The sequence below is a fragment of the Priestia sp. TGN 0903 genome, assembly GCF_050846855.1.
GTDB classification, from domain to species: domain Bacteria; phylum Bacillota; class Bacilli; order Bacillales; family Bacillaceae_H; genus Priestia; species Priestia zanthoxyli.
In genome coordinates, this window is sequence record NZ_JBOZGL010000003.1 from 293610 (window position 1) to 317484 (window position 23875).

Sequence of the window (23875 nt, forward strand, 5' to 3'; positions counted from 1 at the left end):
TCCTTTTACTTCAACAGACTGAACAAAAAATCACTAAAAGGTTTTAATAAAAAAGCAATGCCGTCTCCAGGGTTAGGGATTTCCACACCGCCATATTTTAAACTAACAATTAAAATACTTACTGTGAACAAACTCCAAAAAATTCGCTTTTCTCTTTGACTGTTCACTTTTTTTAAATAAGGTATTTCCACTAAACAAACAGCTGCACAAAGTAAAAAAATCCCTAAAAATATAAGCATGTATCAACCTCAATTAGTAACCCTTCAAAAATAATGAAGGGATGTTAAAGACGCCTGTGTTTCAAAAATAGTATCACCCAAAATGGCTTCATTTATGAAAAGTAAGACTAAAGGCAGTGCAAAACCGTGTTATAATGACCAAGTTGAGCGTTATAATAGAGAAAAAACAGCATGATTACAAACAAGTAGATACATAACAAGGTAAGGATGGGAGAGAGATAGATGGCAGACGAATTCAAAAAAATGCTAGATGACAAAGAAAAGGTACAGCTTATGATCGCCGCCGTTGTCATGCTCGGAGGCCTGGTCGTTTTGTTAAAAAGCGTTGCAACGGGTCAGGCAATGGGCCAAAAATGGCTAGAAAGTAAAGGGAATGTAGACACAGATCTGTATGTTGAAACGGTAAAAAGCTACATACACCTGTATCAAATTGTGGGTGGCGTCATGTTTGGAGGAGGCCTTCTCACGTTACTGCGTGCTAAGCTAAAGAAATAAAGCGGCAGCAAAATAAAAGATCATAGTCCAAAAGAAGTGTCATATCTTTTTAATAACTTAAAAAATAGTGAAAAGGAGTTATGTATGAATAATGAAGAAAATACACCGGCTTATCATCTGTTTATGATGATAGGAGCGCTTGCTATGCTGATTTTTGGTGTTGTCGGTTTCTTTATTCAGTATCCTGCTACGTTAAGTTTTGTGATGTGCATTGGCGGAAGCATCATATTTTTGCTGCATTTATTTGAATATATGAAACCTAAAAATGAACTATAGCATCTTCAAACGAGGAAATCTAGAAGCAAAGGAAGATGAGAAATGCAGAAACATCGTACGTACGAAACACTAGTTGATCTTTATCAAAAAAGCGCAAAAATTCATTATGAAATCGATTATCGAGATAAAAAATCTGTAAAAAAAGGAAACCGAGCTGCAGAAGATATGAAAAAAATTGCGCAGCTCATTCATTTATACTATCCAGGCATGCTCTTTGAATTTTCAACACTGCTGACGAATCCTACTTATCGAATTGACCTATGGGCTGCACATCATATTTTAGAAATTATGAGCTATTCACCAATGCTTGAGGACAACGCGCTTTCCGTCATTGAACGCTACGCCGACGAAAATGATTTTACGGCTTTAGGAAATCGCATGTGGTTAGGTCAGTGGAGAGAAAAACAGCGCTAAAACCCATATAGGCAAACAAGAATAACTAAAAGGAAGATAGATATATGAGTTTACGTACATTAAAGAATGGTATAGGCGTCACCATTCGAGAAGCAGAATCAAAAGACGCAGAGAAAATGATTGCTTTTTACAATCGAGTGGGAGGAGAAAGTGATTTTCTTTCATTTGGAGAAGGGGAGTTTCTTAGACCAGTTTCAGAGTATGAAGTGTTTTTAGCTTCTGTAAAACAAGAGCAAAACTCTCTTATAGTCGTGACTGAAAAAGAAGAGAAAATCATTAGTATTGCATCCATCACCTCGTCTCAAAACCCGCGTAATAAGCATGTGGGTACCCTTGGTATCGTGGTAGAGAATGCTTATAGCGGGCTAGGGCTAGGAAGACAGCTAATGATTGAGCTGATTGAATGGGCACGTATGAATAAACAAACAAAAAAAATCGAACTTGTAACGCGAGAAGATAATCAAAGAGCTATTTCTTTATACAAACAGCTAGGGTTTCAAACAGAAGGATTAAAAGAAAAAGACACCTATATAAATGGCGTCTACTACAATACAATGCTTATGGGTCTTCACTTATAAAAAGAGGCTGAGACAAAAGTATGTTAAGTGAATGAAAATCCGAACGATTCATCGTTCGGATTTTTCCATTGTGGTGATGAACGTAGGCTTCATATAATTGATGTAGTTATATCTCACTCTCTTTTGATTTATTGTTTTTTAGCATCAGCAAATGTACTCATCGCCTCGTTCATGAATTTCGCTAATCCTTTTCCGTAGCGATCGATGTTGGTTGTAAATCGCTCATCTTGTACATACATCTCTCCAAGACCTTTAAAGGCTTCTAACGAATACGTTCCAAAGTTCTCATTTAAAAATTGATACCATTGCTCAATGGCTTTTTGAGCTTCTGTAGAGGATGGTGACAGATCACGCAGAGAAGCTAAGTGAGTGTAGATACTTTTCCATTCGTTTGACATGCGCTGCTGTTCTTCATGTGAAAAGCTTTGTACTTTTTCATTCGCTTCATCTACCCGCTGATTTCCCCAGCGCTTCCGGGCTTCTTCTTCGTATGGGTTATGCGAAAAATCCAGCCCTTTAAACCGCTCTTTTTCGTTCATTTCAATCGCTCCTTTTTCATATTGAATCGTTTTATTAATGGTTGCAATCATTTGATCGAGCCGACTGCGTTTTTCAATCAGCATGTTTTTTTGCAGTATTAACGCTTCTGTGCGGTTAAATGTTGGGTCTGTTATAATCTCGTGAATTTGTTTTAAAGGGAAGCCAAGTTCTTTAAAAAATAATATTTGCTGAAGCATATCAAGATTGGCCGGTGAATAAAGCCGGTAGCCGGATTCACTGACAGCATCAGGTTTTAATAGCCCGATTTCATCATAGTGATGCAGCGTGCGGACGCTGATTCCTACTAAGTCAGCCACTTCTTTTACTTTTCTGTTCATTCTTTCATCTCCCTTCTGAAATCTACTATAAAATATAACGCAGCGTAAGGGTCAATACTAAAAAAGAAATAATTGACTTTTAGTTTATATGCATTTATAGTTAATTAGCATTAACTATTTATAACATGAAATAAATAAGCAAGCCTGGAGGAATAGATGTGACAAAAAGCAATCAGTATCTTGGGGAGATTCGTTCATCGCTTCAAGTGCTATTTGAAAAAATGCAGCCCGAAATGATGGAGAGCCTAAATGAGCATGAGATGACTCCTACGCAATTATTTGTTCTTTCTTATTTAAAGAAAGTAGGGAGCAGTAAGGTTTCTCAAATTGCAGAGCTAATGGATGTAAAACCGAGCGCCGTGACTCTTTTAGTGGATCGTCTTGAACAGCACAATTTTGTGGTAAGAGAACACAATAAAGAAGACAGAAGAGTTGTTGACATTACCTTAACGGAGTTTGGGCATCGCAAACTTGAAGACGTGCTAAATGGTCGAAAAGCCATTATGGACCGCTACCTTTTGCATCTAACAGAAGAAGAGCTTTCCATGATGGCTTCTATTACGAAAAAGCTTGCAACATCAGCTGCTTCTTATAAAGATAAGCAGCAGTAACAAAAAAGAGGAGAGACACACGATGGAAAATCAAAAAAATTCAAAGCGCACGCTTTTATTAATTGGGTTAATTATTGCGATGTTCTTTTCTGCACTTGATGGAACCATTGTCGGAACAGCTATGCCAAGAATCGTAGGAGATCTTGGTGGTTTAAGCATGATGACATGGCTGACAACAGCCTATTTATTAACGTCAACAACGGTTGTTCCGATTGCAGGAAAGCTCGCTGATTTAGTAGGACGCAGAGTAATTTATGTTACAGGACTTATTATTTTTATGGTGGCTTCTGCTTTATGCGGGATGGCAAATAATATGACAGAGCTTATTTTATTCCGTGCATTACAAGGAATTGGCGGCGGCGTTATGATGCCGATGGCAATGATTGTAATCGGTGATTTATTTACAGGAAAAGCACGAGCAAAGTTTCAAGGAGTATTCGGAGGAATTTATGGTCTTGCTTCTGTCATCGGTCCGCAAATTGGCGGATGGATTGTTGATTCATTGAACTGGAAATGGGTGTTTTACATTAACTTGCCGGTAGGGATACTCGCTACCGTTTTTATTGCGCTCGGACTTCAAGGAAAAAAACATACAGGACCTGTTAAATTCGATGTAGCTGGTATGTTCACAATGGTTATCGGAGTAGTAAGCTTGCTTCTGGCCCTGAGCTTTGGAGGAAAAGACTACGACTGGAACTCTTGGCAGATTATTAGTTTGTTTGCACTTGCTGTTGCTGGGATCATAAGCTTTATTATTGTGGAAACGAAAGCTAAAGAACCGATTCTTCCGATGTATTTATTTAAGAACCGAACGTTTACGCTTTTAAATATCATTGGCTTTTTTATGAGCATTGGTATGTTCGGAGCTATTACATTTGTTCCGTTCTTTATGCAAGGAATCGTTGGAGTCAGCGCCTCAGAATCAGGTACCATTATGACACCAATGATGATTTCAATGATTGTAACGAGTATTATTGGAGGTCAGCTTGTTTATAAAGTTGGTATCAAGCCTCAAATCGTTACGGGTATGCTCATTATGGCAGGAGGGTTCTTCTTGTTAACAACATTAGACCTTCATACTAGCAAGCTTGTTGCTACTTCTTATATGGCCATAATCGGTTTAGGAATGGGTCTTGTAATGCCAATTTTAACGCTTGCTCTTCAAGAAAGCTTTTCAAAAGAAGAGCTCGGTGTTGTTACATCATCAAGTCAATTTTTCCGTTCAATTGGAGGAACGTTCGGTATTACCATTTTAGGAGCGATAATGAACGCCAAATCAGGTACGCTTCTTACTGACAAACTCGTTCCATATTTAAACTCATTGCCTGCTCAAGCAAGCGCTTTTGCCGACGGGTTCAAAAAAGCGATTGATACGAATCCTGAAAGTGTGCTGCAGATGCTGTTTAGTCCTGAGGCGCTAAAGAGTATTCCAGCTGCGCTTTCAGACAGCATTGTGCCTATTTTGAAGACCTCGCTAATGAGCGCATTGCACAGCGTCTTTTTCATGGGCTTAGCTTTTATTATTTTAGGAGCGGTATGCACATTGTTCTTAAGACAGATCAAGCTTTCAAATAAAAAAGCCGAAGAAAAACCAGAAGAAGGCATTGCTGAAGTAGAGCCATCACATTAAAAAAAGCGCACAAATTTGTGCGCTTTTTTTCTATATTAACTAGTTGTTTCATTAGGCTTGCGAAGAAAAGGGGATTGTTTAGACGTGTCATACGAAATTTGATCAAGCAAATACGATAAATATAAGTTCAGTTCAAACCGATCTTCCGTCACAAAATCTGTAAGCGCTTGCTTATTATCTTTCCACATAGTAATTCCTCCTTAATTTTACATACTAATGAATGGATTTAATATCAGAAAGCAAAAGGGAAACAACGGCTTCATTTTCGTCTTTTACGGATAGAATTTGCTGATGGAGATTTAAGTTGTGCACGCGGCCTTTGCACGTTTGCAACGTTCCATCTTTATAGTAAGAAACAGTTATCGTCCCACTTTTCGTTAATTCTCGTAAAAACATTCAAGAAGCCTCCTTAAAAAAGATTACCTGATTTAAAAGCCAGTCCTTTCATTTGAGATGAGCAAAAGGGAATGGTATGTACTGCAAGCTTCCCTTTATATTCTTCACCGTGTATGAATAGATAAAAGGTTGCTAGCTCACCTATAAACTGTCCTAAATTTCAGAATATACTGTCTTTTACGTATAGTGTTTTTTAAAAGGATTAATGTTACATTTATTATGTAACATTCTGATGAGAAAGAAAACCTTTTCTACAAAACTTCTCTAAAAATTACAAAATATTCATATTCGTGTGAAGGATGTAGAATGAGCAGATATGGAAGTAACTGCATTTACAAAAAGACGTAACGACAGCTTCAATTATTAATGATCTTAATACTAGCTATCAATTATATGTATTTTACTAATTTATTCTTCTCCGATAAAATGCAGGTAGACGAATTTGATAAGAATTTTCTAATGATTTATATAATTAAATTTGATATAATCTATAGGAATAATAATGTATGAAGGGAAACATCATTGATTAATTAGACACAGGTATTACATGTTGTTGAAGATGATTCGTAAAAGCATACATATTTAAATTATATATTTTTGTGAGGTGGACAGTGTTGCAACTTAAGGTAGTAAACAGCCCTTTTAATCAAGAACAAGCAGATTTGCTTAATCGCCTTCTGCCGACATTAACAGAAGCACAAAAAATGTGGTTGAGTGGTTATTTAACAGCATCTCAATCTACGTCTGCCGAAGGAACGCCAGACGTTTCTACAGCAGCGCCTGCTCAAGCGGAGCAGACGATTTCAAAAGACGTAACGATTCTTTACGGATCACAGACAGGAAATGCTCAAGGACTTGCTGAAAATACAGGCAAAACGCTTGAAGCAAAAGGTTTTAATGTAACTGTATCTTCTATGAATGATTTCAAACCAAATAATTTAAAGAAACTTGAAAATTTATTAATTGTTGTAAGTACACATGGGGAAGGAGAGCCGCCTGATAACGCGCTATCTTTCCACGAATTTCTTCACGGCCGTCGAGCGCCAAAGCTTGAGAATTTCCGTTTTTCTGTCTTGTCGCTTGGAGACAGCTCATACGAATTTTTCTGTCAAACAGGGAAAGAATTTGATGTGCGCTTAGCAGAACTTGGCGGTGAAAGACTGTATCCGCGCGTTGACTGTGATTTAGATTTTGAAGAGCCCGCAAATAAATGGCTTAAAGGTGTTATTGACGGATTAAGCGAAGCGAAAGGACACAGCGCTTCGGCAGCTGTTCCGGCGGAAGCTCCTGCAGGAACTTCGCCGTACTCAAGAACAAATCCTTTTAAAGCAGAAGTGCTTGAGAACTTAAACTTGAACGGCCGCGGATCAAATAAAGAAACGCGACACTTAGAACTATCTCTAGAAGGTTCAGGGTTGACGTATGAACCAGGAGACAGTTTAGGTATTTATCCTGAAAATGATCCTGAGCTTGTTGATCTTCTTCTTAACGAATTCAAGTGGGATGCAAGTGAAAGTGTAACGGTTAATAAAGAAGGAGAAACGCGTCCTCTTAGAGAAGCACTAACCTCTAATTTTGAAATTACGGTGTTAACAAAACCGCTTTTAAAGCAAGCAGCTGAGCTCACTGGAAACGATAAGTTAAAAGCGCTTGTAGAAAATCGCGAGGAATTAAAAGCATACACACAAGGCCGTGATGTGATTGACTTAGTTCGTGACTTCGGCCCATGGAACGTATCAGCACAAGAGTTTGTAGCCATTTTACGTAAAATGCCAGCGCGCCTTTACTCGATTGCAAGCAGCTTATCAGCAAACCCTGATGAAGTTCATCTAACAATCGGAGCGGTACGCTACGAAGCGCACGGACGCGAGCGTAAAGGTGTTTGTTCAGTCCTATGTTCAGAACGTTTGCAGCCAGGTGATACGATTCCTGTATACCTTCAAAGCAATAAAAACTTTAAGCTTCCTCAAAACCAAGAAACGCCGATTATTATGGTGGGACCTGGTACAGGTGTGGCTCCGTTCCGCTCATTTATGCAAGAGCGTGAAGAAACAGGAGCAAAAGGTAAGTCATGGATGTTCTTTGGAGATCAGCACTTTGTAACAGACTTCCTTTACCAAACAGAGTGGCAAAAGTGGTTAAAAGACGGCGTGCTAACGAAAATGGACGTGGCGTTTTCACGCGATACTGAAGAAAAAGTATACGTACAAAACCGTATGCTTGAACATAGTAAAGAATTATTCCAGTGGTTAGAAGAAGGCGCATCTTTTTATGTGTGCGGAGATAAAACAAATATGGCACGCGACGTGCACAACACGCTAGTTGAAATTGTTGAAACAGAAGGCAAGATGAGCCGCGAAGAGGCGGAAGCTTACCTTGCTGAAATGAAGAAACAAAAACGTTATCAGCGTGATGTATACTGAGGATTGAAAGGAGATTTTCAACATGGTAAACAAAATTTTAAAAGCGCCCGAAGGTCCTCCAAGTGACGTTGAGCGCATAAAAGATGAAAGTAATTATTTACGCGGTACATTAGGAGAAACAATGCTAGACCGCATCAGCTCAGGTATTTCTGAAGACGATAATCGTTTGATGAAGTTCCACGGAAGCTACTTACAAGATGATCGAGATCTTCGTAATGAACGTCAAAAACAAAAGCTAGAGCCAGCTTACCAATTCATGCTTCGCGTTCGTACGCCAGGCGGTGTTTCAACACCAGAACAGTGGCTAGTGATGGATGATTTAGCACAAAAATACGGAAATGGAACGTTAAAGCTGACAACTCGTCAGGCGTTCCAAATGCACGGAATTTTAAAGTGGAACATGAAGAAAACGATTCAAGAAATTCATGCTTCTTTATTAGACACAATTGCAGCTTGCGGAGATGTAAACCGTAACGTAATGTGCAATCCGAATCCATATCAGTCAGAAGTGCACGCTGAAGTATTCGAATGGTCAAAAAAATTAAGTGATTATTTATTGCCTCGTACAAGAGCGTACCACGAACTTTGGCTAGATGAAGAGAAAGTAATTAGCACACCGGAAGTGGAAGAAGAAGTGGAACCAATGTATGGTCCGCTCTATTTGCCAAGAAAGTTCAAAATTGGCGTAGCTGTGCCACCTTCTAACGATATTGACGTGTATTCACAAGACCTTGGTTTTATTGCCATTTTAGAAGACGAGAAGCTTGTTGGATTTAACGTAGCAATCGGCGGCGGTATGGGTATGACGCACGGGGATAAAACAACTTACCCTCAGCTTGCAAAAGTGATTGGCTTCTGCCGACCTGACCAAATTCTAGAAGTAGCGGAAAAAGTCATTACGATTCAACGTGATTACGGAAACCGCTCTGTGCGTAAAAACGCGCGTTTTAAATACACGGTTGATCGTCTTGGATTAGAAACGGTAAAAGAAGAGCTTGAAAACCGTCTGGGCTGGAGCTTAGACGAAGCAAAATCTTATCACTTTGATCATAACGGAGACCGCTACGGCTGGGAAAAAGGTGTGAAAGGAAAATGGCACTTTACTCTTTTTGTTCAAGGTGGACGTATTGCTGACTTTGAAGACTATAAGCTTATGACGGGTCTTCGTGAAATTGCAAAAGTTCATAGCGGTGATTTCCGTTTAACGGCCAATCAAAATTTAATTATCGCGAACGTATCCACTCAAAAGAAAAAGCAAATTAGTGACTTGATTGAACAGTATGGATTAACAGACGGCAAGCATTATTCGGCTCTTCGCCGCAGCTCATTAGCTTGCGTATCGCTTCCGACTTGCGGGCTTGCGATGGCAGAAGCTGAGCGTTATCTTCCAGTTCTTGTTGAGAAGATTGAAGCAATTGTAGATGAAAACGGCCTTCGCGATAAAGAAATCACGATTCGTATGACGGGCTGTCCTAACGGCTGTGCGCGTCCTGCTTTAGGTGAAATTGCTTTTATCGGTAAAGCACCGGGCAAATACAATATGTATCTTGGAGCAGCATTTGACGGCAGCCGCTTAAGCAAAATGTACCGTGAAAATATCAGTGAAGAAGAAATTTTAAATGAACTGCGCGTCTTACTTCCTCGCTATGCAAAAGAAAGAGAAGAAGGCGAGCACTTTGGTGACTTTGTCATCCGCGCTGGTGTAATCGAAGCTGTAACAGACGGCACGAATTTCCACGCATAATACGTATGAAGGGACTTTTCTAACTTACAGAAAAGTCCCTTTTTCTATTTTAGTATTCTCTAACAAATACAGCTACTCCAAATACCCCTAATCTTTCAGCAGTAATTTGTTCAAAGCCGTTGTCAAGTAAACAATGAGCTGCAGTGCGGTAGCGCTGACCTTGAGCTAACAAACGTCCGCAAGGATTTGCGCGGCCAATTACCGTTGCTTCTACGATGGTACGAGGAGCTTGTCTATCCAAAGGATTTCGCTCCCACAGAATTGTCACCACATCCGGAGGACGCGGAATAGATACATTACCTGTGTGTTCATGCATAGCCATCACCTCCTTACCCTATAGTAAATGCAAAAAATCACAGACTGCTTGTACACACGCTGATTTTTAGTAAAAAAGGCGTTTGGATATGCCTAACTTAACCAATTTCATAGCAATGAGGTGATGAATAGAAACGGCTGGTAGAAAAAAAGAATGCTATAATGTAAAAGAAAGGAATTTTTATCAAGGAGGGAGAAACATGGAGCAAAAACGAGTAGCGGTTATTACAGGGGGAGCAAGCGGGATTGGCAAAGAAACTGCCTTAAAGTTCGCGCAAAAAGGAGACGCAGTGATCATTGCTGATTATGATGAAGGAAAAGGAAAAGAGACTCTTCAAAAAATTGAAGAAGCTGGAGGCCACGCTTTATTTGTGCAAACGGACGTCACCAAGTTTGAAGAAGTGGAAGCACTGATTGAGAAAACGGTGAACACATTTGGACGAATTGATGTGATGTTTAACAATGCAGGGATTGGACGTCCTACATCTATTTTAGATCAAGACTTAGAAGAATATCACCGTATTATTAATGTGAATCAGCACGGCGTTACATATGGGATTATGGCAGCAGGCAGGAAAATGAGAGAGTTAGGTATTAAAGGCGTCATTATCAATACGGCCTCTATTTTTAGCTTCTTAGCCTCACCCGGAACGTATGCTTATCATGCAACAAAAGGAGCTGTTGTGATGATGACAAAATCAGCTGCGCTAGATCTCGCTAAATACGGTATTCGCGTCGTCGCCGTTGCGCCAGGATTTGTTGATACGCCTATTATTCAAGGCTATAAAGACAACGGTATGATTGAAGGAATGAAAGCGAAAACAATGAGCAGAGAGCTCACTAATCCAAAACAAATTGCAGATATGGTTTATTTGCTGTCCTTAGAAGAAGCGGGAGCTGTAAACGGCAGTGTCATAATGGCTGATGATGGGTATGCGGCGTTTAAATAAAACGAAAAAGGATTCTTTTCTTAAAAAGAATCCTTTTTTTATTATGTAGGAGGCAGGGAGCTATAAACAAGCGTATCGTAAGCTTTTCCGTTTTGATACATATAGTTTTTTAACACTCCTTCTTGCTGAAACCCGAGCTTTTCAAGCACGTGCTGAGATGCCTTGTTTTCAAGAAACACAACAGCTCCAATTCGCACTAGCTGAAGGGTATCAAATCCATAAGCCATAACAGCCGAAGCAGCTTCCGAAGCATAGCCGTGACTCCAGTGCTGAGGGTGTAGCTCATAGCCAATTTCCGCGCGCTTATGCTTTTGGTTCCACTGATTCAATCCAACTGTCCCGATTAGTTCCCCCGTATCGAGCCGTTCGATTCCCCAGCGCAAACCTTTTTGATTTCTGTAGTTTTCAGCAAAAATATCAATCAGCACCAAAGCTTCTTGGAAAGTTGTGAATTTTTCTTGCCCGTAATATTTGATAACTTCTTCCTGAGAGAAGCAGTCGAAAATAGTATCTGCATCCGCTTCTGTTATTTCACGCAGTGTAGTGCGAGGTGTACGAAGAATAGGAAACATACGTTTCTCCTTTCTATTTTATATAGAAAGATTTCGTCAGCTCAGAGAAAATACCTTTTATTTTTCTGTTATAAATTAAGTAGAAATATGAGCTAAACGACTAAGAAAAACATAGGAACAGCTTCTAAATAACGCAAACATTTGTTACGTACTAGCACTAAAAACAGTATACTAAAAAAACAAATAGGACTAGCTGCACGTTTAGCAGCTAGCTTTCCCATTTGCAAGAACCTATTTTTTCGTTAACTGATTGCGATCTTCAATTTGAGGAGGCTCTTCAAGCCATCCGTTTTGAATCATAATTTTCCCACCTTCTTTTGCAAAAAAGTAAATGTCTTTAGCCAGCTGCAGCATTTTGAGCGGCAAATCACTTCTTAAGCTAAAAGCACCCCCTAAAGCATTGCTTCCTAGGCCAAAGGTGCTTAGAAGACTGGTGTTGTACATCATTAATTTATCTGAAAAAGGAGAAACAGTTGAGCTTGTTGCTTTTCCGGCATGGGTAGCAGGAGGCTCTATATAGCTATGACGTAAAATATCTCCGAGTTCTGTTTCAATTTTTTTTGATAGCTTCATCCCGCTGACAAAATGCTGCTGCGCCTCTTTGTTGCCAGCTGCTTGAGCAAAGCCAATCATCAGCTGCATTCCGACAAGGTTTGTATCAACGGCATGTTGAATAAGCGACACTTCAATTGTATTAAGAGATCTTTTTTCGCTAAGCCAGCTTAGCCCTCCGATATAATTTTGTTCGTGGACAAACCGAACTTCTTTTGGCATCGAAACGTAAGGAGGCTTTGCAATGACGCCGGTTTCTAATAATATCTGAGTGGATTGATTGTATATGTTCTGCGATTCTGATGTTGCATTTACAAAAAAACTCCGTATATCTTCCCGGTAGGACATCGTTGAATGCAAAGCAAATAGGCCTGTTTCAATCTGAGACATTAAGCGTACGTACATGATTTCAAACATGGAGTCGAACAGTTTCGGCACTCCTAGGTTTACATCATGTTTAGTAAATCCTAAAGGAATAACCGCACCTTCGTTCTCTAAAATTTCTTTGATTTGCTCTGTAATATTTAATGAGCGGCTATAATACAGCTCAAAAAGCTCTTTATGATCTTCTTTACCTTCAAGACAATATTCTAAAAACCTCGAAATCATCGTTTTTTCTTGATAAGTCATCCATAAGTTAGCGAGCTCCGAGGACGTGAGCGGCGGAAGTTTTGATGTGCTCATTGTACACATTCCTCCTGAAAATAGTGATAAGTAAATATGTATAGCTTCCTTAGTATTTCTTTTATTTATAGGAATATTCTTCTTTTTAATTTATTGAAAGACCTCAGTAGCTGTTATTATAGTAAGATAGTTGAAGGAAATAAAACTTACCAACAAGTCAGTTGTATGATAACTGATATGAATAAAACTAAGTTTTTCTATTACTTTAAATAATTTGACAATTGGTGTTATTCTTACTATTATGGAAACATAAGTTTTACATATATTGCTAGAGTTCAGCAACACATTCTAGCAGCACTATAAGTAAGGAGCTTACGATGAAGCACATTGTCCAAGCAACAGATCATCCTAGAACGAAAGAGACGTTAAAAGAAGATTTACGCAGGTTAGGCATCACACAAGGGATGACTATCATGGTTCATTCTTCGCTATCTTCATTAGGGTGGGTAAACGGAGGTTCAGTAGCCGTTGTTCAAGCTTTAATGGAGACAGTGACAGAGGAAGGAACGATCGTTATGCCGTCACAGTCGGTCGATCTTTCGGATCCATCAGAATGGGGCAATCCCGCTGTGCCAAAAGAGTGGTGGGAAACTATTCGGGAAACGATGCCTGCATATGATTCAGCCCACACGCCAACAAGCGGGATGGGACAAATCGTGGAAACTTTTCGAACATATCCTGGCGTAAGAAGAAGCAGCCATCCAATGTATTCATTCGCCGCTTGGGGAAAGGACAGCGAAGACATCTTAAGAGATCATCCCCTTGAATTTAGTTTAGGCGAAAATTCTCCTCTTGAAAGGCTTTACAAAAAACATGCCTTTGTTTTATTATTAGGTGTCGGGTTTGGGAATAATACTTCTTTTCATCTAGCAGAATATCGGATTCCATATCGAAACGTGATTCAAAAAGGATCTCCAGTTATAGATTCAGGAAAGCGAGTATGGAAGACGTATAAAGAATTAGAGTTTCGAGAAGGGCTGTTTGAAGAGATAGGTGAAGCGTTTATTGAAGCAAAAGGAATAAAAGCTGAAAAAATTGGTTCAGCACGTGCATACTTCTTTTCAATGCCTAAAGCCGTCGATTTTGCTGAAACGTATTTGAAAGCGCTATAGTGAGCGGTTGTATGTTTTCTAAGTTGTCTGTATATCAGACAACTTGAAGTGAGACAAACAAGAGTTGCTGACACGTCTAGACTTTATATTAACAAAGCGCAGCAGTGGTTTAAGCAAGATAGTTTACTTTTTATGTTTCTTGTTTCATAATGGCACTTGTCTGTGAATTTATTCAGTCAGGTTGTCTTACAATTATGGAGATAAAAAGCAAGTGTTAAATAAATTCATTAAAAAATTTAAATGTATAGAAAAAAAGGAGAGAATACAATTATGTCACTACGTGATCAAGCACTACATATGCATCAAGAAAAACAAGGTAAGTTAGAAGTTAAATCAAAAGTTGAAGTTCAAAACGCTCAAGATTTAAGCTTAGCTTACTCTCCGGGAGTAGCAGAACCTTGTAAAGAAATTCATGAACATCCAGAAACGGTGTATGATTACACAATGAAAGGAAACATGGTCGGCGTTGTGACAAATGGTACGGCTGTTCTTGGTCTTGGAAACATCGGACCTGCGGCTTCACTTCCCGTTATGGAAGGAAAAGCAATTTTATTTAAAAGCTTTGCAGGCGTAGATGCATTCCCAATTGCACTTGATACAACAGATACAGATAAAATTGTTGAAACTGTGAAATTAATGGCTCATACATTCGGAGGCATTAACTTAGAAGATATCGCAGCTCCACAGTGCTTTGAAATTGAAGAGCGCCTGAAAAAAGAAGTAGATATTCCTGTGTTCCATGATGATCAGCACGGTACAGCAATCGTAACGGTAGCAGGACTTGTAAATGCATTAAAAATTGTAAACAAATCAATGGAAGACTTAAAAATCGTCTTAAACGGAGCAGGAGCTGCCGGCATTGCTATTACAAAACTTCTTTATTCTTACGGCGTACGTGACATGATCATGTGTGATACAAGAGGTGCTATTTATGAAGGCCGCCCTCAAGGTATGAACAAAGTGAAAGCTGAAGTGGCTTCTTATACAAATGTAAACAAAGAAAGCGGTACGCTAAGCGATGTAATTAAAGGCGCAGATGTATTTATCGGCGTATCTGCAGCAGATGCATTATCTCAAGAGATGGTTAAATCAATGAATGAAGATGCAATTATCTTTGCGATGGCAAATCCTAATCCCGAAATCAAGCCAGACGCTGCAAAAGAAGCAGGAGCGGCTGTTATTGGAACAGGTCGTTCAGACTTCCCTAACCAAGTAAATAACGTTCTTGCATTCCCTGGAATTTTCCGCGGTGCGTTAGACGTTCGCGCTACTCATATTAACGAAGAAATGAAAAAAGCTGCTGTTGAAGCAATTGCAGCCCTTATTACAGAAGAAGAGCTAAACGCAGATTACGTGATCCCTGGACCATTTGATCCTCGCGTAGCGCCAGCTGTAGCAGAGTCTGTAGCAAAAGCAGCAATGGATTCAGGCGTTGCCCGTATTACAATTGATCCAGCACGTGTAAAAACACATACAGAACAATTAACAAAAATCGAAAACTAATAACGGATAAAAAAGCCCTTTGAAACGCTGTTTCAAAGGGCTTTTAGGTTAAAGACCTGCTGTAACCCCAGTGAAATCTAAACGTAACACCATTTCATCTCCTATATGATGTACAATAAAGAGAAAAGAACCCAGGTTTTGTATCATAAAGGGAGGAACCAAGATGTACACCGTATTTTCAACATTTAATGTACCGGATGAAAAAGCTGAAGAAGTGATTGGAATTTATAAAAATCGTTCAAAATCAGTCGACGAGGCTCCAGGATTTGTAGACTTTCTACTTCTTCAAAACGATAAGCGAGCAGGGGAGCTCACCGTTCAGCTTACATTTGATACGAAAGAGAATTATTTAAGCTGGGTACGAAGCGAAGATTTCAAGCGTATTCATGATTTAGAGAAAAAGTACCCTGATCAAGAACTGGCAGCCGTCATCCCAAAAGTTTCTCAGTACAAAGTGGTGGCACGATGAGTTCACTTCCCGTTAATAAGATCGTCGAAAGAGTAACGGAGAAAATCTACGAGTTAGAACCTTCTTTGCTCGAAAAATTCGGAGAGCGCGGCAAAGAAAGATGCCATGAAGATAATCATTATCATATGAAGTATCTCGAGACAACATATAAGTTAGACAATCTACAAATTTTTACGGACTATGCCTTATGGTTAAACAATTTACTCACAAGCCGAGGCATGAAAACACAGCATATTATTGATAATTTTAATTTTATACAAGAAGCGCTGTTTGAACTAGATAATTACGGTGATAAACAAGTACAGGCGTATGTGACTTACTTAGAAGAAGCGAATCATATATTGAAGCAACAGCAGCTTTAAAAAGAAGCTAGGACCAAAGTGTTTTAGTTGAAAGAAAATCCGAACGCGTTTGATTCTTGATAAAGAATTCAACCCGTTCGGATTTTTTCATTGGTAGGGTGAACGTAGGTTTCCTGGATGTCGTTATGTTTCATTTTTTGTTTTACATATGTATAAAGGTGGAAATAAAAAAGAAAAAGGAGAATACATATGCAAAAACAGCTAACAAAAGGAATCCTGTCCTTAGTCACTCTCTGTATGATTGGAAGTGCGGCAGCCTGTTCAGGTGAACCGGCTAACAAGACAAAATCAGACAATCATAAAGCAGAGGAAAAACCAATTGAAGACCGTCAAGAATTGATAAAGCTACAGCAGTATTCCAATGACCCAGACATTAAAAAGGGGAAAGAAGAAGATTTTGACTTGATCGGTACGTTAAAAAAAGACGCTGAAAAAGAAATGACGCTGAGTATTGATGATCAACTTGTTAAAGTACCAAAGAGCTCTGGGATGGAAGTGGAAGGCTCACAGCTAAAAAATATGCTTAATAAAGAAGTAGAAGCTGAGATTGACGCAGCTACACAAGAAGCAATTAGTATTGAATTAACTCCAAAAGCAAAAGCAGATAAAGATGGCGTGTACGAACAAGATGGAAACGAACGTAAAGTTGTGGGTATTTTTATAGAAGAAAGTAACAAACATATAACGGTAAAAGTTCCAAACGGCAAAAAAACGTATCAAAAAAGCACTGACTTTGAAAAAGAAGAAAAAGGCAGTTTAAAAGAAAAGACGGTATACCTTGAAATCAACTCAGCTAACGAAGTAGAAAGTATAGAAAAAGAAGACCGTGAATAAATAAAGCTACAGTTCTTCTTTCCTTCCTTGCTCTCTTGACTTTTTGAACTGTGTCACTTAACGTTACAGTAGAGAAAGAAAAAAGGTGGTTTATGGAAGATGAACAGTGAATTTACCATTGCCGTGCACAGCTTAGTGTTCCTAGCAAATTTACCAGATCACCGGGCAAGCAGTGAATCGATTGCTTATAACATCTGTACCAATCCCGCACGGGTTCGGAAAACAATGAGTACACTCAGAAAAAACAACTTGGTTCGGACAAAAGAAGGGCTAGGCGGCGGTTATACTTTAGGCTGCAGCCCTGCTGAAATAAGTCTTGGGCTGATTTACCGAGTTATATCGACAGGAACGTTGAAGCCTCACTGGTGCAGCGGCGACCCTGACGCTGACTGTATTGTGAAATCAAACATTCAAACAGTGATGGACGACATTTTCACGGAAAGTGAGCAAAGCGTAATCAGGCATCTAGATCAAATTACGATCGAAGACGTGCTGAAAAAAGTTAGAACTGCTCACTAAGAAGCACCTTGCTTATGCAAGGTGCTTTTGTTATGACTCTTTAGAAGCTGCTGTTTCATTCACTGCTGCTTTTAAGTCGTCATTTACTTTTCTTCCATTCTCTAAATACTCTGTTTTGAAGCCGCTTTTTAAAGCCCATGTGTAGAAGAGAAGAGAAACAACAACAATAATTCCCATATCCCATCCATATTTAATAACATTAAGGCCTCCAAACTTTTCGCTTCCAAGCCATGAGATAGTCATCATACAAAGTAAGTATACAACCATCCATACGCCGCCTTTGAAGTTCTGTCGAAAGCCTTTCCATTTAGCCTTTGCTTGATAATAAAAATAAATAGGAAGGCCGATTAAAATAATAAACAAAACTTGTCCAGTTAGCGGCCAGCGCGCCCAATATAAGGTTAAAGAAGCAAAAATAAAACCAAGCGGCGCAATGATGCTTAATCCCTTTAAACGAAGGGGACGATATAAATCGCTGCCAGTTCGTCTTAGCGTCATAACCGTAACAGGACCTGTAATGTAAGAGATAAGCGTAGCGACTGAAATAATTTCAGCAAGCACGCCCCAGCCCCGAAATAAAAACAAAAAGACAAGAGCAACAGCTAAGTTAAAAAACATGGCTTGACGCGGAACACCATAAATCGGATGAAGGCGTCCTAGGACACTTGGCAAATATTTATTTTGTTCCATACCATAAATCATTCGAGCAGTAGTAGCTGTATACGTAATACCTGTTCCAGATGGTGAAACAAACGCATCTGCATACAGGACAATGACAAGCCAGTTAATGTTAAGGGCAATGGCTAAATCTGCAAACGGAGAGTTAAAGTTTAAATGACTCCATCCCTTCGCAATATCAGAAGGATTTACAGCCCCGATAAATGCAATTTGTAGAAGCAAATAAATGACTGTAGCAACTAAAATTGAGCCTACTACCGCAATCGGAATAGAGCGGCCCGGATTTTTCGCTTCTCCCGCCATATTAATAGGGCTTTGAAAACCGTTAAAAGCAAACACAATCCCAGACGTAGCAACTGCTGTAAGCACGCTAGCCCAGCCGTTTGGTGCGATGCTGCTTCCAGAAGTGAAGTTCTCGCCGTGAAAGCCTACAAATAAAAGTGCTCCGATTGTAAGTCCTGGTATAACAATTTTAAAAATAGTAATTAACGAGTTGGCTTTGGAAAATAGTCCAACTGTCCAATAATTCAGTAAAAAATAAATAATCAATAGCACAGTAGCGATAGCTAATCCTTCGCCAGTTAACGTTCCTTTTTCTACGAGGTGGCTTGTCCACTGTGCCCACTTCCAAGGCCACGAACTCATATACTGTACAGAAGCTACTGCTTCGACTGGAATAACGGATACAATCGCAATCCAGTTTGCCCAAGCAGCAATAAAACCAATAAACGAACCGTGTGAGTACTGCGTATACTTGACCATCCCGCCGGCTTCGGGAAACATGGATCCTAGTTCACTGTAAGAAAGTGCAATAAATAAAATAACGACCATTCCAATGACCCATGATAAAATCGCTGCCGGCCCTGCAATTTGAGCTGCTCGCCACGCTCCAAATAACCAGCCGGAACCAATAATTGATCCAAGTCCCGTCATGGTTAACGCGAATGTTCCCATTCTTCGATGTAAATTGTTCATCTGACTAACACCTTTCATGTAAAATAAGTCTTTCGTTTAAACGTTGTTGCTTTATTATTATTATTCTGAAATCTTTCGCTGTCAACTTTTGTCGTTACATGCAGTTCTTAATACCTATTGATTTCCAGTTATGCAGGACAGCTATCCTCAACCTTTCTGTCATAGCAATTAAAGCGCTTTACTTTCTTTTTCATCCTACAAGAAACCCTACAGAAATAGATAAAAACCGACAAAAAGTTATCAAGTTCGTATCTTATGCACTAGCAATATGAAAAAATTAGGGGATAAGTGGTAGTTATATTCCCTAAAATTGTGAAGAGAAAACACACTTCATAATAAAGCCCCTTTTGAATAGCGGAATAAATACCTTCAAAAGGGGTAAGAATTGGCTTTTTGAGCCTTTATCTTTCTTGATGTTTATACTCGAGTAATTTTACGACGTTTTCTACATCATTTTCAGCAGAAAGGTCGTTGATATTCACTTTGTAAATAAGCGTATCCGTTGCAAAGAATTCATCTTCTCCCTCAGGTTTTACTTTCAAGTTTAAGATTTTTACCCGCACAATATGAGTGAACTTACCGCCTTTACCTGGCTGTATTTCACCCATTTGTATTCCGATATCATCTTTTTTAATCGGGCGAACTTTTACTTTTTTATGCTGTTTACCGTACACCTTCTCATAATGAGAAGTAATATCTTGATGTACCCAAGGTTCAAGAGATTGATAAATAAAATCTTTTACAACAGGCTGACTTACATGTGATTCTATATTTTCTTCTGGTATATTTTCTTCTGCGGAAATGGAAAGCGTAAAACAAAAAAAGACAAAGGCTGCTAAAAATAAAAATTTTCCCACGAAAAAACCCACCTTACCTGTTCGTTTATGTAGCTGATTTTCTAGATCTGCCTCTTTATCTTTTGAACAAAAGCAGGAAGGTATGCACAATTTTTTTGTGGAATTTACCTTATTAAAAATCAATTTAGTTTAAATAAAATATGTTCTAAATAATTGATTGAAAATTCGAACGCGTTTATGGACAAAAAATAGCCAAGTGCGCCTTTACATAAGGACACTTGGCTATTTTCATGAACATCTTATGCTGCTGTTTTCTTATTGCCTTTGAAAATAAAATAAAGAGCCAATAACATAAATGCCACACCAATCCAGCGGGATAGATCAAAGGGTACTTCTTTGCTTCCAAACCAGCCAAAATGGTCGATAATCATACTTGCAAATAACTGACCGATAACAGTTGAAATATTAGCTGCTGTTACGCCAATTTTAGGAACGGCTAAAACGGTGAGAAACAAATAAGATGCTCCGAATAAAGCGCAAGTAAGCTGCCATTTAGGGACATCAAAAACAGAGAGAATGTTTCCTTGTCCAAAGAAGACCACGACAATCGTTAAAATCATGGCACCTGTTGCAAAGGTTAAAAAAGCTGTTTCAAACGTACCTGTTTTTTTACTTAAAGTACCGTTAATAGAAGACTGAGCGCTTAGCGTTAATCCTCCTATTAAGGTAAGTATCACCATCAATAAACTCATTGTAAAACCCTCCTAGAAAATAAGTACAAGCGCAATTCCCATACATACAATAGCCATTACGCGTTCTTTGTTAATTTTAATTTTGCTGCTGCCAAGCCAACCAAAATGCTCAATGATCATGCTTGTAATCATTTGGCCCACAATAACCGCAACCATTGAAACGCCAATTCCGATAAAGGGGATACTAATCACTAGAATCGTTAAATAAACCGTACCTAATAATCCACCGGTTAAATTCCACTTAGGCGCTTTTAAGACGTAAGGTAAATCTCCCTTTCCAGCAAATAAAGTGGTCAGACCTAAAATGAGCGTTCCCATGATAAAAATATAATAACTGCTTTCAAGTTTTCCAACTGTTTTTCCGAGTTCTCCGGCAATGGCGCCTTCCATACTTAAAGCAGCGCCGCCTAAAACCGCAACTAAATAAACCAACAACTTCACGTTTACCACTCCAATATTTCTTTATATTTGTATATCTAGAAAAATAGATATAATGAGTGAAAAAAACTCGTTAAAGTTTTTTTCGTAAGAATGAAGAAAGCTCTTGAAGCGTCTCTTCGTTTCGGCGATAGTATGTCCATTGACCGTGCCGAATTGACTCTAACAAACCTGCTTTTTGCATCATGGAAAGATAGCTGGATACTGTTGACTGAGACAGCTGAGCTTTTTCTTGAATATCTCCCACGCAAACACCGCCTCTGCTGCTGACCTCCTTAGGCAAATGTGCTTGTTTGTCTTTAAAATGCTTTTCAGGTTCTTTTAACCACTCTAATATATTTAATCGAGTTTCATTAGATAATGCTTTAAAGATATCAATAGGTTTCATACTTATTATTTTATTCGTCACAGCTCAGATGTCAAATGTTCAAGTTTGCATTTTATAGCTAAATAACTAGCAATGGGTTGAATTATAACAGCTGTGAACAAAAAGTCAACTTATAATAGGGTATAAAGAAGAACGTTTTATCCAGCTGCTTTTCTATTTATATAAGTAGAAAGTATCTTATTTTTGTGAGTAGAACAGATGACATATCCCTTATTTTTTAAGGGATAGTTTAGTAAAATAGAAAAAAGTGAATAACAAAAGAAGCTAGTCTATTTGCTCAGGGGGAGGGCTGCATATGCAAGGGAAAACAAAACAAGTGCGCTTTCGTAATATGGTAGCGTATGGATTTGGGGATTTATTTGGCGGAGGATCCTTTTTTATTATCGGCACATTATTTATGGTTTTTTTAACGGATGTAGTCGGGCTTTCTCCTGTAGAAGCAGGAACGATTGTAGCTCTTGGAAAAGTGTGGGATGCTTTGTTAGATCCAACCATTGGGTACATATCTGATCATCTTCAGACAAAAAAAGGACGAAGAAGAGTCTTTTTTCTTTTTGGAATCATTCCAGTTGCCATCACGTTCAGTATGCTGTGGATTCCTATTGAAGGCTCACATATGTTTAAATACTCCTATTTTATCTTAGCCTATCTTTTATTCAACACGGCGTTTGGTATGGTGATGGTTCCTTACAACACGCTAGCAGCAGAAATGACGACAGATTATAGTATTCGTTCGAAAATGACGGGAATACGCATGGTCTTTTCACAAGGGGCTTCATTTTTAGGTGCTTTTTTCCCGAAACGAATCATTGATGCGTTTCCAGGTGGACAAGGATATTTAATCATGGGCATTATCTTTGGTCTTCTTTTTGCTCTTCCATGGATTTTTGTCTACAAGGGAACATGGGATAGCGGAGAAGTAGTGGAACGAAAAAAGAAAAACGGATTTTGGTTAGAATTTAAGCAGCTGTTTATCAGTTTTGGAAGTGCATTTAAAAACAAGTCGTTTAACGTGTACCTTGCCATGTATTTAGCATCTTACATTGCAATGGATGTATTTAATGCTCTTTTCTTTTATTTTATTGCCTATTACATGCTGCGCGAAGCGATCTATGCAGATACCCTGAGCTTTGTGCAAATTACACAAGTGCTATTTATTCCTCTTGTTACGTACATAGCCATTAAGTTAGGAAATAAATTAACCTATAACTTCAGCATGGTCATTTGGGGAACGGGCATTATTTTATTCAGTTTCCTAACAACAGATAGCTCGTTAGTTCTTATTTACTTAGCGGCATTTTTTTTAGGAAGCGGTCATTCGGGAGCGATCATGATTCCATGGAATGTACTTCCATTTGTATCAGATGTAGATGAGATGATTACGACAAAAAGACGAGAAGGCGTGTATGCAGGGCTGATGTCATTTATTCGAAAATCGTCTCAGGCGCTTGCGATTTTTCTTGTTGGTATTGCCTTAAAGAATATTGGCTATGTACCAAATGCCGAGCAGTCAGCGTCTACGCTAGCCGGCTTACAAAAGCTGTTCATGATTGTACCTGCTATTTTAATTCTCATGGGAATTATAGCAACCATATGGTTTAAAATAAGTCCGAAAAATCACAAAATTTTATTAGCTGAAATTGAAAGGAGAAAAAAGGGGGGCCCGGCGACCGCCGTTACTCCTGAAGCGAAAGCGGTTTGTGAAAGTTTAACGGGCTATAAATACGAACAGCTTTGGAAAGACGTAACCATTTCAAAAGAAATTCGAGATAAAACGGTTGTTTAGCCTTTAGATTCACGAAAAAAAGTAAAATTTTTAGCGCGAGGATTCGCTAATTATATCCAATAAGAAACTTCCTCTGACGTATTGCCTTTTAACAACAATAGAAATTCTCCTGCCTATCGACTCATTTTTTAGGTGAATTTTAGAAAGGAAGAATTTCTTGCCATCAAAGATGTGCAATTTGGCACGTCTTGATAGGGTGGATTGTACAATTTATAATGAAACTATAAACTAACCACAGGCGCTTTCAAGGCGCAGGTATAAATTAGAAAAAAGGAAGGTACAGTTTATGCCAATTCGATATGTTTGTCCACAATGCCAAGGAGCCGGTAAGAAATTTGGATTGATAAAGTGCAAAGTGTGCAACGGCGAAGGAAACATCATCATGTCTTCTAATGAGCCAGATCCAACTAAAAATAAAAAATTAAAATCATCTTCTAAACAAGATAAAGCAATGTAGGCTATTGCTAATAAAGGTATGTATGAACCCCGCTTTTCTACAAAAAAG

At 38.8% G+C, this 23875-nt stretch carries 29 protein-coding genes; 17 read left to right on the forward strand and 12 right to left on the reverse strand.

Features of this window, described 5'->3' with window-relative positions:
• Positions 1-5 precede the first annotated feature (5 nt).
• The gene (locus ACRPLY_RS12425) at positions 6-239 is read right to left on the reverse strand and encodes a hypothetical protein (protein ID WP_028414408.1); all 234 of its coding nucleotides are present in this window, start codon (positions 237-239) and stop codon (positions 6-8) included.
• 222 nt (positions 240-461) lie between these two features.
• Here ACRPLY_RS12425 and ACRPLY_RS12430 point away from each other — a divergent pair, with 222 nt between their 5' ends.
• The 4 genes from ACRPLY_RS12430 (at position 462) to ACRPLY_RS12445 (ending at position 2002) form a co-directional block, all read left to right on the forward strand.
• A complete protein-coding gene (locus tag ACRPLY_RS12430; RefSeq protein ID WP_028414407.1) occupies positions 462-734 on the forward strand; it encodes a hypothetical protein in 273 nt (90 codons plus the stop codon).
• An 84-nt stretch (positions 735-818) separates the two neighbouring features.
• On the forward strand, positions 819-1010 hold the full coding sequence (locus ACRPLY_RS12435; RefSeq protein WP_014459359.1) for a hypothetical protein: 192 nt from the start codon (positions 819-821) through the stop codon (positions 1008-1010).
• 42 nt (positions 1011-1052) lie between these two features.
• Positions 1053-1424: a hypothetical protein gene (locus tag ACRPLY_RS12440; protein ID WP_013083874.1), complete on the forward strand. Its 372-nt coding sequence runs from the start codon at positions 1053-1055 to the stop codon at positions 1422-1424.
• A gap of 44 nt (positions 1425-1468) precedes the next feature.
• The gene (locus ACRPLY_RS12445) at positions 1469-2002 is read left to right on the forward strand and encodes a GNAT family N-acetyltransferase (protein WP_048018958.1); all 534 of its coding nucleotides are present in this window, start codon (positions 1469-1471) and stop codon (positions 2000-2002) included.
• Positions 2003-2130: 128 nt separating this feature from the next.
• Here ACRPLY_RS12445 and ACRPLY_RS12450 read toward each other — a convergent pair whose 3' ends face one another.
• The gene (locus ACRPLY_RS12450) at positions 2131-2880 is read right to left on the reverse strand and encodes a MerR family transcriptional regulator (protein ID WP_165636519.1); all 750 of its coding nucleotides are present in this window, start codon (positions 2878-2880) and stop codon (positions 2131-2133) included.
• Positions 2881-3038: 158 nt separating this feature from the next.
• On the opposite strand from ACRPLY_RS12450, the gene ACRPLY_RS12455 reads away from it, so the two are divergent.
• Together ACRPLY_RS12455 and ACRPLY_RS12460 are read left to right on the forward strand one after the other, a co-directional pair.
• On the forward strand, positions 3039-3491 hold the full coding sequence (locus ACRPLY_RS12455; protein ID WP_013057798.1) for a MarR family winged helix-turn-helix transcriptional regulator: 453 nt from the start codon (positions 3039-3041) through the stop codon (positions 3489-3491).
• Positions 3492-3513: 22 nt separating this feature from the next.
• Positions 3514-5121: an MDR family MFS transporter gene (locus tag ACRPLY_RS12460; RefSeq protein WP_155010020.1), complete on the forward strand. Its 1608-nt coding sequence runs from the start codon at positions 3514-3516 to the stop codon at positions 5119-5121.
• A 35-nt stretch (positions 5122-5156) separates the two neighbouring features.
• On the opposite strand, the gene ACRPLY_RS12465 is transcribed toward ACRPLY_RS12460, so the two are convergent.
• Both ACRPLY_RS12465 and ACRPLY_RS12470 read right to left on the reverse strand, forming a co-directional pair.
• Entirely contained in the window at positions 5157-5309 is a 153-nt protein-coding gene (locus tag ACRPLY_RS12465) for a hypothetical protein (protein ID WP_165573525.1), read from the reverse strand.
• A 25-nt stretch (positions 5310-5334) separates the two neighbouring features.
• The gene (locus tag ACRPLY_RS12470; protein WP_013083869.1) at positions 5335-5517 is read right to left on the reverse strand and encodes a YolD-like family protein; all 183 of its coding nucleotides are present in this window, start codon (positions 5515-5517) and stop codon (positions 5335-5337) included.
• 614 nt (positions 5518-6131) lie between these two features.
• On the opposite strand from ACRPLY_RS12470, the gene ACRPLY_RS12475 reads away from it, so the two are divergent.
• Positions 6132-7940, forward strand: a complete 1809-nt coding sequence (locus ACRPLY_RS12475; protein WP_154990302.1) for an assimilatory sulfite reductase (NADPH) flavoprotein subunit — start codon at positions 6132-6134, stop codon at positions 7938-7940.
• A gap of 22 nt (positions 7941-7962) precedes the next feature.
• Positions 7963-9684 carry an assimilatory sulfite reductase (NADPH) hemoprotein subunit gene (gene cysI, locus ACRPLY_RS12480; RefSeq protein ID WP_028414400.1) on the forward strand — a complete coding sequence of 574 codons (1722 nt, stop codon included), beginning with the start codon at positions 7963-7965 and terminating at the stop codon, positions 9682-9684.
• A gap of 49 nt (positions 9685-9733) precedes the next feature.
• Here the strand turns inward: cysI and ACRPLY_RS12485 are convergent, their stop codons facing one another.
• A complete protein-coding gene (locus ACRPLY_RS12485; RefSeq protein WP_033580575.1) occupies positions 9734-10000 on the reverse strand; it encodes a hypothetical protein in 267 nt (88 codons plus the stop codon).
• A 199-nt stretch (positions 10001-10199) separates the two neighbouring features.
• Between ACRPLY_RS12485 and ACRPLY_RS12490 the strand changes: the two genes are divergently transcribed.
• Positions 10200-10949 carry an SDR family NAD(P)-dependent oxidoreductase gene (locus tag ACRPLY_RS12490; protein ID WP_205664185.1) on the forward strand — a complete coding sequence of 250 codons (750 nt, stop codon included), beginning with the start codon at positions 10200-10202 and terminating at the stop codon, positions 10947-10949.
• A 41-nt stretch (positions 10950-10990) separates the two neighbouring features.
• Here the strand turns inward: ACRPLY_RS12490 and ACRPLY_RS12495 are convergent, their stop codons facing one another.
• Positions 10991-11521 carry a GNAT family N-acetyltransferase gene (locus ACRPLY_RS12495; protein WP_154973730.1) on the reverse strand — a complete coding sequence of 177 codons (531 nt, stop codon included), beginning with the start codon at positions 11519-11521 and terminating at the stop codon, positions 10991-10993.
• A 231-nt stretch (positions 11522-11752) separates the two neighbouring features.
• Positions 11753-12757, reverse strand: a complete 1005-nt coding sequence (locus tag ACRPLY_RS12500; RefSeq protein ID WP_034270240.1) for a DUF3231 family protein — start codon at positions 12755-12757, stop codon at positions 11753-11755.
• Between the two features lie 317 nt (positions 12758-13074).
• On the opposite strand from ACRPLY_RS12500, the gene ACRPLY_RS12505 reads away from it, so the two are divergent.
• From ACRPLY_RS12505 to ACRPLY_RS12530, 6 genes are all read left to right on the forward strand, one after another.
• Positions 13075-13869 carry an aminoglycoside N(3)-acetyltransferase gene (locus ACRPLY_RS12505; RefSeq protein WP_205664183.1) on the forward strand — a complete coding sequence of 265 codons (795 nt, stop codon included), beginning with the start codon at positions 13075-13077 and terminating at the stop codon, positions 13867-13869.
• Between the two features lie 270 nt (positions 13870-14139).
• Positions 14140-15372, forward strand: a complete 1233-nt coding sequence (locus ACRPLY_RS12510; protein WP_014459372.1) for an NAD(P)-dependent malic enzyme — start codon at positions 14140-14142, stop codon at positions 15370-15372.
• Between the two features lie 163 nt (positions 15373-15535).
• Positions 15536-15841, forward strand: coding sequence for an antibiotic biosynthesis monooxygenase family protein (locus tag ACRPLY_RS12515; RefSeq protein ID WP_013057785.1), 306 nt, complete (start codon positions 15536-15538; stop codon positions 15839-15841).
• A complete protein-coding gene (locus ACRPLY_RS12520) occupies positions 15838-16203 on the forward strand; it encodes a hypothetical protein (RefSeq protein WP_025751140.1) in 366 nt (121 codons plus the stop codon). Before ACRPLY_RS12515 ends, ACRPLY_RS12520 begins: the two co-directional genes overlap by 4 nt.
• 189 nt (positions 16204-16392) lie before the next feature.
• Positions 16393-17037, forward strand: a complete 645-nt coding sequence (locus ACRPLY_RS12525; protein WP_154973727.1) for a hypothetical protein — start codon at positions 16393-16395, stop codon at positions 17035-17037.
• Positions 17038-17136: 99 nt separating this feature from the next.
• The gene (locus ACRPLY_RS12530; RefSeq protein WP_028414393.1) at positions 17137-17556 is read left to right on the forward strand and encodes an Rrf2 family transcriptional regulator; all 420 of its coding nucleotides are present in this window, start codon (positions 17137-17139) and stop codon (positions 17554-17556) included.
• Positions 17557-17586: 30 nt separating this feature from the next.
• Here ACRPLY_RS12530 and ACRPLY_RS12535 read toward each other — a convergent pair whose 3' ends face one another.
• From ACRPLY_RS12535 to ACRPLY_RS12555, 5 genes are all read right to left on the reverse strand, one after another.
• Positions 17587-19209: an APC family permease gene (locus ACRPLY_RS12535; protein WP_028414392.1), complete on the reverse strand. Its 1623-nt coding sequence runs from the start codon at positions 19207-19209 to the stop codon at positions 17587-17589.
• A 401-nt stretch (positions 19210-19610) separates the two neighbouring features.
• Positions 19611-20066: a hypothetical protein gene (locus tag ACRPLY_RS12540; RefSeq protein ID WP_028414391.1), complete on the reverse strand. Its 456-nt coding sequence runs from the start codon at positions 20064-20066 to the stop codon at positions 19611-19613.
• 239 nt (positions 20067-20305) lie between these two features.
• Positions 20306-20758 carry a DMT family transporter gene (locus ACRPLY_RS12545; protein ID WP_013057779.1) on the reverse strand — a complete coding sequence of 151 codons (453 nt, stop codon included), beginning with the start codon at positions 20756-20758 and terminating at the stop codon, positions 20306-20308.
• A gap of 12 nt (positions 20759-20770) precedes the next feature.
• Complete coding sequence (locus ACRPLY_RS12550; protein ID WP_028409192.1) at positions 20771-21199, reverse strand: DMT family transporter; 429 nt, start codon at positions 21197-21199, stop codon at positions 20771-20773.
• Positions 21200-21269: 70 nt separating this feature from the next.
• Positions 21270-21584 carry an ArsR/SmtB family transcription factor gene (locus ACRPLY_RS12555; RefSeq protein WP_013083854.1) on the reverse strand — a complete coding sequence of 105 codons (315 nt, stop codon included), beginning with the start codon at positions 21582-21584 and terminating at the stop codon, positions 21270-21272.
• Between the two features lie 295 nt (positions 21585-21879).
• Between ACRPLY_RS12555 and ACRPLY_RS12560 the strand changes: the two genes are divergently transcribed.
• Together ACRPLY_RS12560 and ACRPLY_RS12565 are read left to right on the forward strand one after the other, a co-directional pair.
• A complete protein-coding gene (locus ACRPLY_RS12560; RefSeq protein ID WP_028414389.1) occupies positions 21880-23370 on the forward strand; it encodes an MFS transporter in 1491 nt (496 codons plus the stop codon).
• A gap of 286 nt (positions 23371-23656) precedes the next feature.
• Positions 23657-23827 carry a hypothetical protein gene (locus tag ACRPLY_RS12565; protein ID WP_013083852.1) on the forward strand — a complete coding sequence of 57 codons (171 nt, stop codon included), beginning with the start codon at positions 23657-23659 and terminating at the stop codon, positions 23825-23827.
• Positions 23828-23875: the final 48 nt, after the last annotated feature.